The 17141-nt window shown below is 64.0% G+C and carries 14 protein-coding genes and 2 pseudogenes; 7 read left to right on the forward strand and 9 right to left on the reverse strand.

Annotated elements, in window-relative coordinates; genetic code table 11:
- Positions 1-260 precede the first annotated feature (260 nt).
- The gene (locus JQX13_RS17875) at positions 261-830 is read right to left on the reverse strand and encodes a hypothetical protein (protein ID WP_203403679.1); all 570 of its coding nucleotides are present in this window, start codon (positions 828-830) and stop codon (positions 261-263) included.
- A gap of 453 nt (positions 831-1283) precedes the next feature.
- Between JQX13_RS17875 and ltrA the strand changes: the two genes are divergently transcribed.
- A complete protein-coding gene (gene ltrA, locus JQX13_RS17880; RefSeq protein ID WP_239014823.1) occupies positions 1284-2582 on the forward strand; it encodes a group II intron reverse transcriptase/maturase in 1299 nt (432 codons plus the stop codon).
- An 87-nt stretch (positions 2583-2669) separates the two neighbouring features.
- Here the strand turns inward: ltrA and JQX13_RS17885 are convergent, their stop codons facing one another.
- The 4 genes from JQX13_RS17885 to JQX13_RS17900 all read right to left on the reverse strand — a co-directional run bounded on the left by JQX13_RS17885 (position 2670) and on the right by JQX13_RS17900 (position 7024).
- Positions 2670-3488, reverse strand: a complete 819-nt coding sequence (locus tag JQX13_RS17885; protein WP_203412070.1) for a transposase — start codon at positions 3486-3488, stop codon at positions 2670-2672.
- Between the two features lie 236 nt (positions 3489-3724).
- Positions 3725-4723, reverse strand: coding sequence for a hypothetical protein (locus JQX13_RS17890; RefSeq protein WP_203410197.1), 999 nt, complete (start codon positions 4721-4723; stop codon positions 3725-3727).
- Positions 4724-4727: 4 nt separating this feature from the next.
- On the reverse strand, positions 4728-5846 hold the full coding sequence (locus tag JQX13_RS17895; protein ID WP_203410198.1) for a DUF3696 domain-containing protein: 1119 nt from the start codon (positions 5844-5846) through the stop codon (positions 4728-4730).
- On the reverse strand, positions 5843-7024 hold the full coding sequence (locus JQX13_RS17900) for a DUF262 domain-containing protein (RefSeq protein ID WP_203410199.1): 1182 nt from the start codon (positions 7022-7024) through the stop codon (positions 5843-5845). Before JQX13_RS17900 ends, JQX13_RS17895 begins: the two co-directional genes overlap by 4 nt.
- 468 nt (positions 7025-7492) lie before the next feature.
- Here JQX13_RS17900 and JQX13_RS17905 point away from each other — a divergent pair, with 468 nt between their 5' ends.
- A complete protein-coding gene (locus JQX13_RS17905; RefSeq protein WP_203410200.1) occupies positions 7493-7699 on the forward strand; it encodes a hypothetical protein in 207 nt (68 codons plus the stop codon).
- A gap of 138 nt (positions 7700-7837) precedes the next feature.
- Positions 7838-8468 (forward strand): annotated as a pseudogene (locus tag JQX13_RS17910) (IS3 family transposase); the annotation flags it as partial.
- Positions 8469-8964: 496 nt separating this feature from the next.
- Here the strand turns inward: JQX13_RS17910 and JQX13_RS17920 are convergent.
- A pseudogene (locus tag JQX13_RS17920) lies at positions 8965-9975 on the reverse strand (protein adenylyltransferase SelO); the annotation flags it as partial.
- A gap of 412 nt (positions 9976-10387) precedes the next feature.
- On the opposite strand from JQX13_RS17920, the gene JQX13_RS17925 reads away from it, so the two are divergent.
- Positions 10388-11683, forward strand: coding sequence for a hypothetical protein (locus JQX13_RS17925; RefSeq protein WP_203410201.1), 1296 nt, complete (start codon positions 10388-10390; stop codon positions 11681-11683).
- A gap of 150 nt (positions 11684-11833) precedes the next feature.
- Here the strand turns inward: JQX13_RS17925 and JQX13_RS55410 are convergent, their stop codons facing one another.
- Entirely contained in the window at positions 11834-11959 is a 126-nt protein-coding gene (locus JQX13_RS55410) for a hypothetical protein (protein ID WP_275425002.1), read from the reverse strand.
- 132 nt (positions 11960-12091) lie between these two features.
- Here JQX13_RS55410 and JQX13_RS17930 point away from each other — a divergent pair, with 132 nt between their 5' ends.
- On the forward strand, positions 12092-12730 hold the full coding sequence (locus JQX13_RS17930) for an IS110 family transposase (protein ID WP_203410202.1): 639 nt from the start codon (positions 12092-12094) through the stop codon (positions 12728-12730).
- An 11-nt stretch (positions 12731-12741) separates the two neighbouring features.
- Here the strand turns inward: JQX13_RS17930 and JQX13_RS17935 are convergent, their stop codons facing one another.
- Positions 12742-12993, reverse strand: coding sequence for an ATP-dependent helicase HrpA (locus JQX13_RS17935; RefSeq protein WP_203410203.1), 252 nt, complete (start codon positions 12991-12993; stop codon positions 12742-12744).
- A 222-nt stretch (positions 12994-13215) separates the two neighbouring features.
- Between JQX13_RS17935 and JQX13_RS17940 the strand changes: the two genes are divergently transcribed.
- Positions 13216-13956, forward strand: coding sequence for an alpha/beta fold hydrolase (locus JQX13_RS17940; RefSeq protein ID WP_239014825.1), 741 nt, complete (start codon positions 13216-13218; stop codon positions 13954-13956).
- A gap of 274 nt (positions 13957-14230) precedes the next feature.
- Here JQX13_RS17940 and JQX13_RS17945 read toward each other — a convergent pair whose 3' ends face one another.
- Positions 14231-16357, reverse strand: a complete 2127-nt coding sequence (locus JQX13_RS17945) for a choice-of-anchor Q domain-containing protein (RefSeq protein ID WP_203410204.1) — start codon at positions 16355-16357, stop codon at positions 14231-14233.
- A gap of 408 nt (positions 16358-16765) precedes the next feature.
- Here JQX13_RS17945 and JQX13_RS17950 point away from each other — a divergent pair, with 408 nt between their 5' ends.
- Positions 16766-16963, forward strand: coding sequence for a hypothetical protein (locus tag JQX13_RS17950; protein ID WP_203410205.1), 198 nt, complete (start codon positions 16766-16768; stop codon positions 16961-16963).
- Positions 16964-17141 lie beyond the last annotated feature (178 nt).

Here is a 17141-nt window from a genome sequence, read left to right on the forward strand (position 1 = left end):
GCAACCTGGATGGAGGCCGAAGGAGCGGAGGGCGGCAGCGGAGGCATCGGCGCTCGGCCCCGCGGCAACAAGTGCTGGAGCTGGCCGGAGTACGCAGCCAGGCCTGTCGCGGGGCAGACCTGTCCCCTCCAGCCTCGCTGTCCGACGCGGGCCCAGGGGTGTGGGCGTGCGTCGACAGGCCGGATTCGAGCGCCGTATGCGCAGTGGCTACCCCCAACCCGGTGGGCGGTTCGGAGCCGCTGCTGGCGCCTGGGTTCCCATCAGCTCACATGGCAAGCCCCGGCGAACGCCTGGTGGGGCAACCCGGCTGCGCGTGCCCAGGGCGGTGCCCGGCCGCATAAGGCCTGGGCGGCACGTGCCGCCACCTGCCTGGGTGCACCCTTGGCCCGCGAATCCAGCGAGGCCCACAGCTTCCCATCCGCCACCTGCCGGGCCCAGCGCGCCAGCGTCCGCCATCCTCGGGGCTTTCCCTCCGCTGGCAGCTGTCCACCCACCACGGCGCGTACCTGGGCCGCGCTCCAGCCGCACAGGCCCCAGAGCGCCAGCGCCAGCGCCATGGCCGCTCCCGAGAAGTGCTTGCGGGCCAGCACGGACGCAGGCACCACCGTCAGCACGGCCGTACACGCCTTGCAGCGGTAGCGACGACAGGCCACCTCCCGCTTCACCGCCACCTTTCCGGGAGCCTCGGGCCCTCGCTGCTGCCGCTGTACCACGCCATGCCCGTGTATCCACACCTCGCCCCCTTCGAAAGCCGGCTGGCCGCACCGCGGACACGTGCGCGGGCGGGCCTCGTCGGTGGTGGACGGCGACACACCGCTCTGCCCTCTCATGCGGAGGACTCCCCCGGTTTCTGTCTTCTGCTCCATGTTCGTCTTGTCGCGGAGCCCGGGTGTGGGCGGCGGGTCTGTCCACCGCCAACCCACCCCTGCTCGTTGCCATGCTGCTCCGCCCTCCTCTCGCGCCCGCTCTATCCCTGCTCCTGGGCGTTGACACGGACCAGCAGGGGCGGACAGGCACGGGCAACCTTGGGGCTCTTCCCTCGCCATGCTTGCTGATGGAATCCTGGCCCCGCCCGGGGGCCTCTCCATCATTCTGCGTGCTCATCCGGGCCCACTTCTCCCTCATCCAGCGTGCTCGGTAACAGGGATGAGGGAGTCGGAGAGCCGCGAAGTAGCGAGGAAGTCGGGGAACAGGTGGCAACTGGACCCGGCGGAGCGAAGGCGGCTCGTGTTGGGAGTGAGCTTCAGGAGGGAAACATGGCCGCTACACGGAGAGCGGGAAACATGTCACCGGGACTTTTGAAGGTAGTGGAGAGAGCAAAGCAAGACCCGAAGGCACAGTTCACTTCGCTGGCGCACCTGCTGGATGCGGGGGCGCTGACGCGAGCGTTCCACCGGCTCAGGAAGAACGCGGCGGTGGGCGTGGAGGGCATCACGGTGGAGCAGTATGGGTCGAATCTGCAAGCCAACATCCAGGCGCTGCATCAGCGGATGAAGACGGGCAGGTATCGACATCAGCCCATCCGTCGGGTGCACATACCGAAGGACAAGGGCAAGACTCGACCGATTGGAATCTCGTCCGTCGAGGACAAGATTGTGCAGCACGCGCTGCGCGAGGTGCTGGAGGCAATATACGAGGAGGACTTCCTGGACTGCTCGTATGGTTTCCGGCCCGGACGAAGCGCCCATGATGCGCTGAGGGCCATTGACCCGGTCGTGACAAAAGGGGAGGTGAATTGGGTTCTGGAGGCGGACATCCAGTCCTACTTCGATAGCGTGGCTCGCACCATGCTGATTGAGATGCTCCGGAGACGGGTGGCTGACCGGTCGCTGTTGAGGCTGGTCGGAAAGTGTCTGCACGTGGGGGTTCTGGACGGCGAGGAATATTCCGAGCCGGAGGACGGGACAGCACAGGGCTCGATTCTCTCACCGCTGCTCGGAAACATCTATCTGCACCACGTGCTCGACCTGTGGTTCGAGGAAGAGGTCCGGCCGAGGCTCAGGGGCAAAGCGCACCTGGTCCGCTATGCCGACGATTTCGTCATGGGTTTCGAGCGACAGGACGATGCAAGGCGCGTGATGGGGGTGCTCGGGCGACGGATGAAGAAGTACGGCCTCACGCTGCACCCGGAGATGACCCGCTTGCTGCCCTTTGGACGCCCGAAATTGGGGCAACAGGAGGGCAAGGGTCCAGCGACCTTCGACTTTCTCGGCTTCACGCTGTACTGGAGCCGAGGAAGGAGGGGAAGCTGGAGGCTGACCCTGAAGACACGCACGGCGAGGCTGCGGCGGGCAGTACAAGCCGCCTACGACTTCTGTTGGCGCCACCGACATGAGTCGATTGCAGAGCAACACGCTGGGCTCTGTCGACGCATCCAGGGGCATTTCAATTACTTTGGCGTGAACGGCAATATGAGGGCCTTGCAACTGCTCGTCAAAAGGACGGAGCGGGCGTGGCACAAATGGCTGAACCGCCGAAGTCAGCGCTCGCGGCTCAACTGGAAGCGGTTTGCGGACCTGCTGAAGGATTTTCCGCTCCCGCGCCCCGTCATCCGGGTGCGCACCTGGGGTGTCACTCCATAAGCCACTTCCAACGGAAGAGCCGGATGGTGGAAATCTCCTCGTCCGGATCTGGCGGGGGCCCCGGCTGGGAAACTGGCCGGGGCTACCCTACAACCTCGTGAGGTTTGCCCGAGGCGGAGGTACCAGGGACGCTACACGCCGTAACAGTTCCAGCCCGGTGAAGAGCAGGTGCGTGGTGCCGTCCGGCAGCGGGCGCTTCATGCGGTAGGCGATGCGGCCATCCTCCATTCGCGACAGGCGCTCCAGCGCCAGCGCGCCACGCGCCCCATAGCGGCACAGCCGCTCCAGCCCCTGCCTGTCGTTGGCATGGAGGTGCGTATTGGCATGCAGGGAGAAGCCTTCCAGCAAGGCGCACCGGGGCTGCTTTCGGGGAGGGGGCCGGACGTCCACCTCCGTCCAGCGCAGCCGTTGCTGTTGGGAGTGCGCCTGGTACGCCTGCAGCGCGTCCTCGGGCCCTTGCGCGGGCAGGGCTCCTCTTTTCTCCAGCAGGCGCAGCACCCGATGACGCACCACCCTCAGCAACTGCTCCACCTCACCTTGCGTGGGTGGCGGCAACGCCTCGAAGCGCACGCCGCCCTCCCGCGGCACGAAGACGCCGTCCGGCACCAGCGAGTGGAAGTGCGGCGTGACCTGCAAGGCGGAGCCGAAGAACTGGATGAACGACACGGCCCCGGCCTGCCCACGACGGATACCCTGCCTCCGCGCTCGCCGACGCTGTAGGGCGAACACCGCGCGCAGGAAGACTGTGAGGACGTCCGAGAGCAGTCCCGCGTCCTTGAGGAGTACCCACCGCACCCGGTGCGGAAAGGACAGCGTCCACTGTCGATAAGGCACGTGCGGCAGCACCCGCTCCACCAGGTGCGCCGCCGTCACCTGCGCCCGCTTCGCATTGCAGGACGGGCACACCCCTCGTCCCTTGCACGAACGCAGCGCATAGGGGCAGTCCTCGGATGCGCCAGCAGATAGCCCTTTCGTTCCATTATCAGAAAACATCCTCCAGTCAGAAGGCGCCCACGTGTGTGAACGACGGCGCGGATGCGGTCGCTTCTGCTTCATCTGGGGATCGCAATCCCTTGAAGGGGGAGTGGGCGCTCGGCACTGAGATTGCCCGAACAGTTGGAGATGCTGGGGGGACGTGACGATCAGTAGCGTCCAGGAAGAGGCAGGTGATCGCGGAAGATGGCCACGATTAATTTGTCTTTCGATTCAGTGACGGGCGGGTGAATGTGAACTCGGTTTACGTATCCGAATTTGTAGTGCCACTCACAGTAGAGCGTCCGACTTTCGAGCACCCGCTCCCGGGCTCGCCGGCAGACCCCATCGTCCCGTACGTTGGGTTTTTCAGGCGCAACGTCAAATCCCCATCCGATGAGTCGTTGCTGGATGAGTTGATCTGTGACAGGCTTTGAGGGCTCGTTATCAAGCATGGGTTCATGGGGTGAGAGCCGCCCAGTTTCATCGGTAAACACCCAGGCGCCGTAGTCATCGAGTACTGCAAGGAGACGGTGAAGCGAGTCCCGAACGCGCGCATACCCGCCTTCAAAATGGCGGAGTTCACCCCAGACCCCATCCAAGAAGAATAAGTCGGGGTACGCATGCGAAGCGAGTGCTTCCAGTCCCGCCTCATTCGGTCGCTCGACATCGAAGGCATCACGGAAGAATTCGCGGTGGGATGCCTCGTCCACCACGAAGTGGACCTGTGCGCTGCGCCCATCCACAACGACTTCACATCGGCCACGGAACGTACCCGGCAAGGGAATGCATGCGGTGGCTGAGCCCTCAGTCACTCGCTTGTGAGCGAGTGCGGTGGATGGTGACATAGCCACGTGGTTAGTGATGCTGACCTCGATAGCGGGCCAATCCATCTCTTCGTCCCAGTAGGGGAGCGAGTTGAACAGTGCGGCGATTCGCTGGCTTACCTCTGGTGGTAGATTCAAGGGCAGATCCTGATTCCAGAGCAACTCGGACAACTCGTTCGTGCCAAGAACCTGCTGCCGGAGCAGTTCGCTACTCGCTGCATAGGGTTCATCTCGCTCACGAGCTACGTCCAACCGGTCTAGGAATTGTTCGATACGCTCGATGTAGGCATCTCGGTCACTTCCATCCCAGGTCCAACTTGTCTCCTCCAAGACGAAGCGCATTGGATTACCTCGGAGGTCCTCGCCGCACTCGAGACAGTGCGGCGACGTCGATCTGGTACTGGTCGAAGAACCTGCGCGGCCAGTTACTCAGGTTGCCGGTCTGGGTAAATCGGAGGGGCGTTGTCTGTGGCTGTCCATCGCTCCCCACGTCGAAGAAATGGACGAGTGCTTGTTCGGCACCAAGAACAAGATGCTCGCCGATAGCGCGGCGGATACCATTGAGCACGTGGTCACTATGGGTTTCCACTAGGACTTGAACCCCCGCTCCGGCCAGAGTTGCCAGAAATGTACCCATGCGAGACTGTCCCGCTGGGTGCAGGTGGGCTTCGGGGTTCTCGACAATTAGAAGTCCGTCCACGGGCGTGAATAGGCCTGCCAGAACGATGGGGAGGCTGTAACTCACGCCGAAGCCCATGTTGGGCGCACGCACCCACTCGCCGCCTGGAACCCGAAAGCGCAGCGCGGTGACTGAGGTGTTGGGGAACCAATCCGTATTGATTTCAGTAGGGCGAGCGATGTCAGACAGCCAAGCCTCTACTTGGTATTTGAGGAAGGTATCGGCCTCCTCGTGGCGGTGGGGGTGCAACCGACCTTTTGAGACCTTCTCCTTCAGTCCATGGAGAGCCAACACTTGGGCGCAGAACTCCCCCTGGACGCCGACACCAAGGTCCTCGGCTGGCCGGGCGCTGGCGCCCAGGACATCCCGAGGACCAAGCCGCTCGGCGGACAGGTAGGTGAACGCCCGGTTCGAGCCTCCGAGTGCCTGAGGAATTCGCTCTGGCCTTGATTTGATAGGCAGGTGCAGGAGCGTTTCGTCACGAGCGTCCAAGAGGAATCGGACATCTGTCCCATCATCCAAACTCGCAAGAAGCTCGATTTCAGAGGTGTCGACAGCCGTGTTGAGGTTGAGAATGTCTTCGGCGCTACCCAGTTCCAATCCGAAGGGACCGTTAAGCGGTACTGTGCTCGCCCCGGTGGTACTGGCCTCCCTTGCCAGGAGCAGGGCCTGGAGAATGGTGGTCTTCCCTGCTCCATTGAGCCCAGTGAGGACGGTGAGGGCTGCGAAATCGAGCGCGCACGAGGAGAAGCGTTTGAACCCAGTGATCTGCAGCTTCGTGATCATCCGGCGGCCTCTTTTAGAATGTCTCGTGCCACTTGGAAGCGCAGCTTGACCTTGGAGATATCGCCAGTCCCTTGGCTGATCGCGGCATTGTAGTCGTAGTCCCCCATCCTCTTGCGCGCGGCCTTGAAGATGGTTTCCTTGTGCGGCCTGAGTTGTTCGGGCTCATAATCTGCTAGCGCGGTTGCCCAACTCTCGAACAAGGCCCTGTTAATAGGGCCGCGACGGCTTGCCCCAAGACGATACTTGCGGAACGCGGCGTTGCCGAACACTACCGCTGCAGTTCTCATCGCTCGTTCAAAGTCAGCGGAGAGCTTGAAGAGGTCAGAATCGGAGATTCCCTGTTGAGAGGGGTGGACCCCGTCTACTCGGCGTGTGAAGTCGAGCAAGAAAGAGTCCAAACTGTTGAACTCGCGGTAGTTGTTCAGGTCCGGCAGTGTTCGGAAGGCGCAGAACCGCAAGACCACTTCCCGGTCCGCCATGCGCCGCTCGTAGCGGAAAGCTCCGTCCGTCGCTTGATGGAAAGAGGACAGGCTCGTCAGGTTCTTGAGCAGGTCTCGAGAGCGCTTCCGGCTCATGCAGTGCCGGATCTCCTGTGCAGTGAGAGGACTGCCTCCTGTATTGATCCGGCGGAAGACATCGAACTTGACGTCGTCCGGCGTCTGCGGCTCGATGACATTGACGAAAATTTGCGTTTGCTGAAAGCGTCGCCGAAGGGCCGCATCGAGCTTGTCGAAAGTTTGCCCCTCAAGGCTCTTGAGGTACTCAAGATCCAGGAGAGGCTCTTTTTGGGTGACGAAGCTGTAGATTGTGGTGAGGCGCTGCACTCCATCTACCACCTGCATGGCTCCTTCGCCATCTTGGTTGAAGTAGAAGGCGGGTAGGGGGATACCCAGCAGTACGGACTCGATCAGCCGCGACCGTTGAACCGGCTTCCAAACAAAGAGGCGCTGGAAGTCTGGCGCTAGATCGATGTCGCCGTCTTGGATCATGTCCACAACCTGACGGAGGGAGAAGGGCTTTGTGCTGATCCGAATCCTGGAGGGATCCCATGGCTTTGCTTCCGTCGGCCTCCCCCCGACGTCCTCCACCTCGACGTCAGTGGCGTTGTTCTCGAAGAACTCCTCCTTGGGCTCCTCGGGGGGGGCCTCGGGCGGCGCCTTGGGTGTCTTGTCGGCCATGGGTTCTCTCCTTCCGCTGGCTTCTTAGAGGGTGTTGAACTACCCCTCTGGAAGCTACTGGAGGTGGTAACTCCTGTTCCACTATGTTGGTCCTGCTCGCCTGCTGGGAGGGCGCTGCATGTCGTGCCTGCTCGCCCCAGTTCAACACCCTCTTAGCCAGAACGGATAGCAGTGCTGACCTCGTCGTGTCGACAGTGGATGCGTGCATCTCTGGCTGGAAGTGGTGTTTCGGGAGTGGTGCCAAAGAGCCCGACACGCGGACTAGGAGGCGACCGGGACACGGCCTGGACGGGTGAACCCCCCTGTTTCCAAGTCTTTCCGAGGGATTAAAGCCGGAACAGGTGTCAAAGGACTCGTTCTGACACCTCGTTCCCTACGAGTCGTCTGATCCGCCTGACACGACCTGGAGAGCCGCATCGCTCTCGGTTTGTACCCGTCGCGCGTGGTGGCCCAGGCGGTGGGGCGCTGGTGCTGCTCGGGAGCGTGCTCGGCACCCTCGCGGCGCTCGCCCTGGCGCGGTTGCTCTCCGCGTTCCTGTACGGGGTGAGCGCGGTGGACCCGTTGTCGCTCGTGGGTGCCACCCTGGCGCTGCTGGCCGTGGGAGTCGCCGCGGCGCTGCTGCCCGCCTGGCGCGCCAGCCGCCTTGATCCCGCCGCAGTGTTCCGCGAAGGATGATGCGAAAGGAGGAACCACCCGTGCCGCCCCCACCCAGCACGACGTCAGACGCGCCACTCGGCACCTTCGAGGAGCAGGTGAGCCTGCCCCGGTTTTGTGGACACACCTCATAAGTCGGCTACACGGGAGGTAGTGTTCATGGAGCGAAGGAAGAGGTGGAGTTTTACTGCGGAGTTCAGGGCCGACGCGGTCCGGCTGGTGCGCGAGGGCAGCAAAAGCCTGCCCCAGGTGGCCAAGGACCTGGACTTGACCGAGTCAGCCCTGCGCAACTGGGTGCGCGAGGCCGACGGTGACAATGGCAAGGAGTCGGCAGGTGCGCTCTCCACGGTCGAGCGGGAGGAGTTGGTCCGGCTGCGCAAGGAGAACCGCCAGCTGCAGATGGAGCGCGACTTCCTAAAAAAGCAGCGGCCTTCTTCGCGAAGGAGGGCTCGACGTGAAGTTCGAATTCATCGAGGCGGAGAAGGCCCATTTCCCAGTGGACTTCATGTGCGAGCAACTGGGCGTGTCGCGCTCGGGCTACTACGCCTGGAAGGAGCGCCCGGAGTCCGAGCGGGACAAGGCGGACCGGGCCCTGGCCGAGGTGGTGACGCAGATACATCGCGACAGCCGCGGCACGTACGGCAGTCCTCGCGTCCACGCGGAGCTGCGTGCCCGAGGGCAGCGCGTGAGTCGTAAGCGTGTGGCCCGGCTCATGAACGAGCAGGAACTGGCTGCTCGCAAGAGACGCCGCTTCGTGCGCACGACGGACTCACGCCACAACCAGCCCGTGAAGTATAGGACGGATAGGAGCCCTGTAGAGAGGTGGCGGCCAGGAGCGGAGGTGCCGAGGAGGGCGGCTGAAGGGGGCCCGCCCGAGCAGTGAGCCAGGCAGGTGGAGAAGCCGCGCCGCCCCTTGGGGTACACGCCGGCCCTGGCCGACCTCCCATGAGGAGCGCGGCAGGGGCCTGGCTCTATTGGCGCTGGCGGCTTGAGCTTCAACACCACGAGGCGTGGAGGGGCCCGCGCGCCGGGGCCAGCCTCGCACCTGCCGTGGGCAGGCCCAGGTGCTCCAGAATCGCTCGCACCCCTCCCGCCTCGTTCACGTACGCCAGCACTCGCCGCCTGCCTCCACACCTCACGCAGGCGAACACGTCGAAGTCGAACGTCCTCCTGAGCAACTCGGCCCAGTCTACTCGCGGTGTCTTCTCCTTCATCGGCTCCTTGCTGGCCGCTGCCTGGGGCGCCACGCTCGCCTCCTCCGCTCCCGCTTGGGGGAGCAGGCCCGCCTCGACGAGGGCTTCTTCCTCGTCGAGCAGCGGCATCAGCGCGGCGCCCAGGCGCTCCACGTTCCACAGGCCGATGGGGGGCTGGTTGCCGAAGCGGTAGCGCCGCCGGTCCGCGTCGGTGGTGTTGGGCGTCCAGCCGGGGTTGAAGTCATCCACCCAGCCATAGGGGCCGTAGTCGATGGTGAGGCCGAGGATGGACATGTTGTCGGTGTTCATCACGCCATGGACGAAGCCGACGGCCTGCCAGTGCGCGATGAGCTTCGCCGTGCGCCGCGCCACCTCGCGGTAGAAGGCCGCGTACGCCTCCTTCGACGGCGCGCCGAGCTCCGGGAAGAAGTGCCGCAGCGTGTAGTCCGCGAGCTGCTTCAGCAGCGCCACCTCCCCGCGGCTCGTGAGCAGCTCGAAGTTGCCGAAGCGCAGGAAGGTGGGGGACACGCGGCAGACGATGGCGCCGGGCTCGGCCTCGGGGTTGCCGTCTTAGAACATGTCGCGGATGACCTTGTCGCCCGTGGCCACCAGCGACAGCGCGCGCGTCGTCGGCACGCCGAGGTGGTGCATGGCCTCGCTGCACAGGAACTCGCGGATGGACGAGCGGAGCACCGCGCGCCCGTCGGCGCGGCGGGAGTAGGGCGTGGGCCCCGCGCCCTTGAGCTGCAGCTCGTAGCGCTGCCCGTCCGGCGCCAGCAGCTCGCCGAGGACGATGGCGCGGCCATCCCCGAGCTGACCGGCCCAGTTGCCGAACTGGTGGCCCCCGTAGGCGGCGGCATACGGAACCATGCCCGGCCAGAGGGCGTTGCCGGCCAGCACCCGCACCCCCTCCGGGGACGTCAGGGTGGCCTCATCCAGCCCGAGCATCCGCGCGACCTCGGGCGACCAGGCGACCAGCCGCGGCGCGGACACGGGCGTCGGCTGCACTTTCGACCAGAGCGCGCCGTGCACCTGGCGCGAGCGGCGGTCGGTGGAAGGGTCTCCAGGAGTGGATTCGACGAAGCGGGAGTGGAACTGAGGCATACAGGTGGGATGCCAAGGGGGCGCTGTCGGTGCACGGCCTACCGTCTCCAGCACCAGGAGACATGGGGCTGCCTGTTCGTAGGGCAGGCCACCGCCCCCTCGCTACCTTTTTCGCCCGGTCCCTGTGGGCCACGCCTGCCACCGGGGCCGTCCAGGGCGACCGGGCCTGCCCGGGAGGACGCTGCCCACTCCGTCCCCACGTGAGCGGGTATTGCAGACGCTCACATCCAAAGACAGTCGTTGCAGCGAGGGTGTCTGATTGCAATCCGATTGTTGCGGCAATGTAAATTCATTCAGGGGGTTCTCATTTTCAGCTAAATCGTGCACTCATCGCACCCCGGGCAGTCTTTGACTGTCGCCAGCGAAAGGAATGAAGGGCATGTCCGGGATGGGAAGAGCGCTTCAAGGTTTCATGCGCCGGCTGTGGGTGCCAACGATGGTGGCGCCCTGCATGGCGCTCGCGGCGTCCGCCAGCATCGATGATGGTTTGAAGCGCGCGAAGGAGCAGGCTTCGGCGGGCGCGGTCATGGCCCCCATCAAGCAGGCGCCGAAGCCACTCGAGCTGAAGAAGTGGCGGCCGGGGGAAGGGCAGGCGCGCGCCGGGGCGCTCCAGGGGGCCGCCAACAACACACCCGGCACGGCGCAGTACCTGAACCTGAATTCGCAGTGGAGTGACACGCTGGACGTCCAGGACGAGCAGGACTGGTACTACGTGCACGTGCCGAACGGCGGGAAGGTGACGGCCTTCCTGAGCACCGTCAACGACGCCAGCCTCGACTATGACCTGTATGCCTACCGGTACAACCCCGTGGACGGCACGCTGACGCCGCAGTCCCAGTCCTTCTATGGCCCGACGCACTACGAGCAGGTGAGCGCCACGGCCACCGCTGGCGAGTACCTCTTCTTCATGGCGCATGCCTACCAGGGGGCCGACCCGGTCAATCCCTACACCTTGGTGGTGCTGTACTCCAACGCGCCGGACACGGATGAGCCGGACGACAACCCCTGGCAGGCGAAGGACGTCACTGCGGGGCTCAACGCCACCACCCGCACGCTGGACAATGCGTTCGACGAGGACTGGGCGGTCCTCAACGTCTCGCTGCAGAACACGTACACGTTCTCGCTGAACACGGCCGCCGCGGGGAACTACCAGCTGCAGATCTTCGGAGCCAACCCGGGCGGTGCGCCGGCCGCCGTCGTGAACAAGAACACCACCGCCAGCTACTCGCTGCCCCCGGGCACCTGGTACGTCCGCGTGCTGTCGCTCGACACCGTGGAGCCGGGCACGAACTATACGGTGCGGGCTGGCGTCGCGGCCGCGTCGGTGGTCGTGAGCAAGGTTGACTCGAGCACCGATGGTGCCTTCGTCAACTACGGGTACGGGAGCGCCTGGCGGGTGCGCTACAACGCCATCTTCATCGGGTCCGTCACCGATATGTATGGGCTCCCTCTGCCGAACGCGCCCATCGACATCACCGTCAATACGCCGGAGACCATCACGGCGACGACCACGGTCAGCGGTGTCTCGGACGCGAACGGCCAGTTCAACATCACGGTGACCCTGCCCCCCGCCTGGGGCAGGAGGACGTACCAGCTCTACGACTTCAAGCACTATTACGACCTGGCCTCCTACACCCTGTCGTCAGGTGGCGCGAGCACGGGCGCGGGGCTCTACCACTTCGCCCATTCCACCTATTCGCCCCTCTGACGGGCCCGGGGGCTGGCGCCGGCCCATGGAACCGGCGCCAGGCCCTGGTGGTGAACGGGGCCGTACCGCCCATCGCCCAGAGGACGTCTTCGCACGGGCGACGGAGGCGGGAGGGCAGGGCGTGCTCGAACAGCGCGTGGTGCCCTCACATCACCTGCCGGGGACACCGTAGGCCACGGGCCGCACCGGCGAGCCCGAGCCTCCGCGCTCCCGGAGGGCGAGGATGAGCGTGCAGGCCAGCCACACCTCGTCCTCGGCCAGCTCCTTCAGGCGCATGTTCTCCGCCAGGTGGATGCCTCCCAAGTATAGAGGAGATGAAGCGGCCGGGCGGCCAAGGGGGCGAGGAGGCGCACCGAGCCCTCCATTGCGGCGGAGCAGAGGTGACCGCCGAAGTGGGGGGAATGGGCGATGGAGTACATTGGCATCGACGTGCACAAGCGGGACAGCCAGGTGTGCATTCTGGGCGAGAGTGGCGAGGTGGTGCTGGAGCAGCGGGTGAGGACGCAACGGGAGCGGTTGGGGGAGCTACTGAGCAAGCGCCCGAAGGCCCGGGTGCTATTGGAGGCCTCCACCGAGAGCGAATGGGTGGCGCGGTACTTGGAGGAGAGGGGCCACGAGGTGGTGGTGAAAGGCACCAACTTCGCGCCCATGTACGCCACGCGCAGCCGTCGGGTGAAGACAGACAAGAGGGATGCGCGCAGCCTGGCGGAGGCGTGCAGGTTGGGGGCATACCGGCCGGCGCACCGCATTTCGGACGCCAGGAGGCACCTGAAGGCGCAGCTGGCGGTGCGTGATGGGTGGGGATGGCTGTTGTTGAAAGCGAAACAGGGCGAGGTGCCTGATTCGGGGGCCGCTTCACAGAAGGCGGAATGGGGGCCGTGTGGAGGGAGAGGGCTGGAGCCGAGGGGGAGAGGAGGGCAGCTGACGGGTGTCATGAGGGCTGTGCGCCGGGCCGGTGGAGACGCGGTGCGCCCCATGGGGCACACGCCGGCCCAGGTGGCCCCCCAGGGAGAGGCAGCAGGGGCGTGGGCGTCTTTGGCAGCGTGACTGCTTGAGGCTCAACACCACGCCTGCTGGGGTGGCCCCTGCGCTGCAGCCAGCTGAGCAGGCCGCGTAGGCAGTGACAGGTGCTCCAGAATGGCGCGCACGGCGTTGGGTGCCGTCAGGTATGCCAACACCCGGCGCTTGCCTCCACACCAGGCACAGGTGAAGACGTCCAACGCGAACGTTCTCCTCAGCAACTCCGCCCAGTCCACTCGCGGCCTCCTCTTCTTCTTCGGCTCCTTCCTGGCCGCTGCCTCAGGCGCCACGCTCGCCTCCTCCGCTCCTGCTTGGGGGAGCGTGGGGGGGGAGCGGGGGGCGGCGCCACGGCTGCCGGGCCATGGCGCCAAGGCGTGAGCCTGGGGCTGTTGGCGCTGTGGCGGATGGAGTCCTCCTGCTCTGCGCATCGCCATTCTCGCATACCCAAGCGTACTGGCCCTCGACGTGGGATGTCTTTGCCGCGGAGCGGTGCGGGTGGGTATGCTCGCCCCGTGCGACTCGAGACAACGCTCGTGGGCAACGGCCCCCGCCGCATCGGCCTGGTACATGGACTCGGTGTCGACTCGTCCACCTGGGAGCCCTTCATCGAGCAGCTCCGCGCGGCGGGCGAGGTGACGGTTTTCGCTCCCGACCTGCGGGGCCATGGCCGCAGTCCGCGGCCGGACTCGTGGGGGCTCGCCGAGTTCGCCGACGATCTCGTCGAGACCCTCCCGCCTGACCTCGACGTCGTCGTGGGACACTCGCTCGGAGGCGCGGTGCTCGCGGCCGCGGTGGAGCGGTTGCGGCCCGGCCACGCGGTGTACCTGGATCCAGGCTTCCAGCTGGGCCTGCCGACTTCCGGGCTCCGGGGCCGGCTGTTCTGGGCTGCTCCGGCCCTGACACTCGGTGTCGCCGCCCTCATCACCGCGCGCTCGAACGCGGCGGCGCGCAAGGGCTACCCGGAGCGTACGCAGCGCCTCATCGCGGACGCGACAGCGCGCTTCGACAAGCGGATGGCGACGAGCGTCTTCCGGGACATCGCCTTCCATCCGGTGGTCGCCGCCAGGCCCCTCGTGCCCTCCACCGTCGTGCTCTCCGCGGACAGCAAGGCCGTGTTGCCAGAGGCGCTTGCCACGGCACTGACGGGGTTCGGGTGGGATGTGCGCAGGCTGCCCCACCTGCGCCACGACATGCAACTGCAGGATCCGGCGGCGACGTTCGCGCTCCTGCGGGACGTGCTGCTCGGCGAGTGAGTTCTGAGCCGGCCCTTCACGGTGGCGGCTTCGATTCCCGCCGCCTCCACTAGAAGTTACCCGCCGCTCTGAGCCGAGCCTACTCCCAACGAGGATGCGCGGCTCGCCTTGGGGGACCAAAGCTTCCTGACTCGCCACCTCTTCAGGCGCCACGCTCGCCTCCTCCTCGCCCGCTTGGGGGAGCGTATATAGCCTATTTCGGATTTGTTCACATGCTCACTTAGACAAAGGCACGAGCAGATGAACCGCCGTCTGCTCGTGCCTTTGCTATCATTTATGGAGCCGCCGGTTGATTTGTCAGCGTCTGGCTGATCTTGGCGTAGTACGTGTTTTGCGATTGGGTGCTGGACGGATACGACATGCTGAACGAGCTGCTGCCCCCATGGGCGGTCGTGGACGTTCCCTCCGTAAAGGGCCCCACTTCCGAGTAGGTCCACCCCGTACTGCCGGCTTCAAAGCCCTGGTTCGTAATCGGCACGCTGTTGATCGCAATATCGTCCCAGAATGCCGTTGCGCTGTAATTATAGACGATCTGTTTGGACATCAACCTGAACTCCAGCGTAAAGGTCGTCTTCCCGCTCAGAATACTTGTGACGTCAATGGTGTGCTGGTACCAGGTGTTGGCAGTCTTGCTGGCGTCCGCCAAATCCTCTTCCCATACGATCGTTCCGTCAATCAGCGCCTGTTTGTACCAATAGCCGGTCGTGGAATAGAGATTCGAATCCCTTTCCCAGAACGTGAGCGTCTTCGTCGCAGGCGGAGTCTGGAATATCTGTACTTCCATATAGTGCCCATACGTGTTCGCCGTGCTCCCATTGGTCCAGAGCCTGACATACCTTGCGCGGACCGGGCTGAAGGCAATCTCTTTCCCGGCGCTTGTTTCGACATACTCGGCATCCGTCCCGACGCCCTGGCCTGCGCTATTGTCGGCGTCGTTATTGAATACGGTGGTGACGCCGGAAGCAAAAGTAGGATCGTTCGACAGTTGTACGACGATATCGTAGTAGATTCTGCCGTCGGGGTAGTAATGCCAGAGCTTGATGCTCGTCAAACTATAGCTTGCGCCAAGATCGACTTGGATCGATTGGGGTCCGTTGATGACCGTCCCGTACCCGGACATCGTGGAGTTGTTGGTCACCCCATCCGTTATGGCGGCTGCGTTGGTCAGTGTGCTGCCCGTAAACGTCTTGCCTGCCGCTACATTGGCGCCAGTCGTGCTGCCCGTATATTCGTACGCTCCGATGTCATAGTTGGAGCCGATGGGGCGCGAATTCGTGTTGCCATAATCGTAATTGGGCGCACCCAGGCTGGTGCCGCTGTTGATGGCTGGGCTTGTCGACTGCAAATGATAGCTGCCCGTTTCGTCGCCCGTGTAACTGACGAACTGCGGATTGGCCGTTATATTTCCTTGTACGTTACCCAGGGCTTGCGCCTTTATCGTGCTGATGTTGGTGTTGTTGTTGTAGACGAGGTTGTTGTGGATTTTATTGTTCGTTCCGATTTGGTCGGGGACGGCGTAGCCGTATTCTCGAATTCCGTAGTCGCCGTTATTGACGGCTATGTTGTTGGTGACCACCATGTTATCGGCAATGACGCCTCCGGGAGAATCCCCGGCTCCGAACAGAATGCCGCCTTTGGCATTATTGAAGACGGTGTTGTTGGAAATGGTGACGTCCGTAGCGGCGTGCCACAGGTGGATACCGTATCCGGAAACCCGGAACGCGATATTGTTCATCACATGTCCGCCGTCGATGGAGTGATAAATCCCCTGGACGGTGGAGACTACGGAAGGCCAAGGACCGATGTCATGCACGTAGTTGCCAATAATATCGCCATTGCTCTTGGCGTAATTGGCGTTAACGATGCCTGCTCCCCCGTTGCTGCCGCATGTGTTGGCCGGAATGTCATGGACATGATTGTTTTTAATGGTTGTATTGCCGCCGTCATTGAAGATGCCGAGGCATAAACCGGCAGAACCTTCGATATCAAAGCCGTCGATCGTCACGTAATCGCCGTTATTTTTCAAAACAAACCAGTTGGTCGAGTTCTTTGTGCCGGCGTAAGAGTTTTTGATCTTCGCCCCCCATTTCGTGTCCGAAACGTACTTGATCGGATTGGCGGCCGTTCCGCTGTTCATTAGCGTAATGTTGTCTTCGCTATAAACTCCAGGAGCCACATGCACGATGGCTCCCGCAGTCACCGTGCTGCCCGCTTTGCGAATGGTTTTCCACGCCGCGCTGGGAGAATCGCCCGAGTTGCTGTCGGATCCGGTGTTGACGTTGACATAGTAGTCGGTTGCAGCTGCTGCAGGTGCCGGCTGCACGAGCGAGGCAATGTGGAATGCCGCCACGGCGGCAACGACGACTGCCCGCAGGAATGAAAGCGCCTCCGATTTCAACATGATTGTTACCTCCTTGGGTTGTTTATTTGCAGACGAAGTATAGGTGAAACAGGAGCCCTCCTGCGGGGAGAAGGGGTGGAGCAGGGATGCGGAGGCAGGGATCAGCAAGGCCGAGGGCTGCGTCGGTGTAGGGGTCAAAGCCAGAGCACCCCCGTGAGGCACACAGGTGCCCTGGCATGAGGAGAGAGGCAGGGGATTGTGGGGCGAGGCAGAGTCAAGCTCAACAGCACGCCAGCTGGGGTGGCCCCTGCGCTTATACGCCTTGCCGCCCTTGATCTCCTCGCAGGAGGAGATGCGTATGCACTCCAGGTTGCGCTCGGATTCGGGGGCCGCGTTGCGCGCGCCCTGAAGAGGAGCGAGCCTTGGGACTCGAGCCGTGCGTACCTGGCGGATGGTAGGGCTCCACCGTTGCGACGACGACATGTGCGCGGGCGGACACTCCTCGAAGAGCCGCCGGGCCTGAGCCTCCTGGGTGAGATCGATACCTGCCGCGACAGCATGGAGATGTACTGCGCCATGCGCACCCGGTCCTTGGAGTGGTCGATCCAACTCGCGCAGGGGCTGACGGAGCAGGTGCATCTGGCCTCTCGCGGGGCCTGGACGTAGTAGTCCTCGGCTTCCAGCCAGTCCACCTCGCTCACGGAGAGGAAGGTGACCCGGCCGACCTCCTTGAGCACCAGCCGCTCCAGATATCGCGGCGCGGGAGGAGGCGGCGCCAGGTTCGCGGCGGACTGGGAGGTGCTCTGCAGTCCCTCCACGGCACGAGCATCCAGGAAACACAGAA

This window comes from Archangium violaceum (assembly GCF_016859125.1).
In the GTDB taxonomy this organism is placed as follows: domain Bacteria; phylum Myxococcota; class Myxococcia; order Myxococcales; family Myxococcaceae; genus Archangium; species Archangium violaceum_A.

What these genes read in the sequence shown, in the direction of transcription:
- ltrA (WP_239014823.1), top strand. Translation starts at nt 1,284, where the DNA reads ATGTCACCGGGACTTTTGAAGGTAGTGGAGAGAGCAAAGCAAGACCCG.
- JQX13_RS17945 (WP_203410204.1), bottom strand. Translation starts at nt 16,357, where the DNA reads ATGTTGAAATCGGAGGCGCTTTCATTCCTGCGGGCAGTCGTCGTTGCC.
- JQX13_RS17900 (WP_203410199.1), bottom strand. Translation starts at nt 7,024, where the DNA reads ATGGCCGACAAGACACCCAAGGCGCCGCCCGAGGCCCCCCCCGAGGAG.
- JQX13_RS55410 (WP_275425002.1), bottom strand. Translation starts at nt 11,959, where the DNA reads ATGCGCCTGAAGGAGCTGGCCGAGGACGAGGTGTGGCTGGCCTGCACG.
- JQX13_RS17925 (WP_203410201.1), top strand. Translation starts at nt 10,388, where the DNA reads ATGCGCCGGCTGTGGGTGCCAACGATGGTGGCGCCCTGCATGGCGCTC.
- JQX13_RS17890 (WP_203410197.1), bottom strand. Translation starts at nt 4,723, where the DNA reads ATGCGCTTCGTCTTGGAGGAGACAAGTTGGACCTGGGATGGAAGTGAC.
- JQX13_RS17895 (WP_203410198.1), bottom strand. Translation starts at nt 5,846, where the DNA reads ATGATCACGAAGCTGCAGATCACTGGGTTCAAACGCTTCTCCTCGTGC.
- JQX13_RS17875 (WP_203403679.1), bottom strand. Translation starts at nt 830, where the DNA reads ATGAGAGGGCAGAGCGGTGTGTCGCCGTCCACCACCGACGAGGCCCGC.
- JQX13_RS17930 (WP_203410202.1), top strand. Translation starts at nt 12,092, where the DNA reads ATGGAGTACATTGGCATCGACGTGCACAAGCGGGACAGCCAGGTGTGC.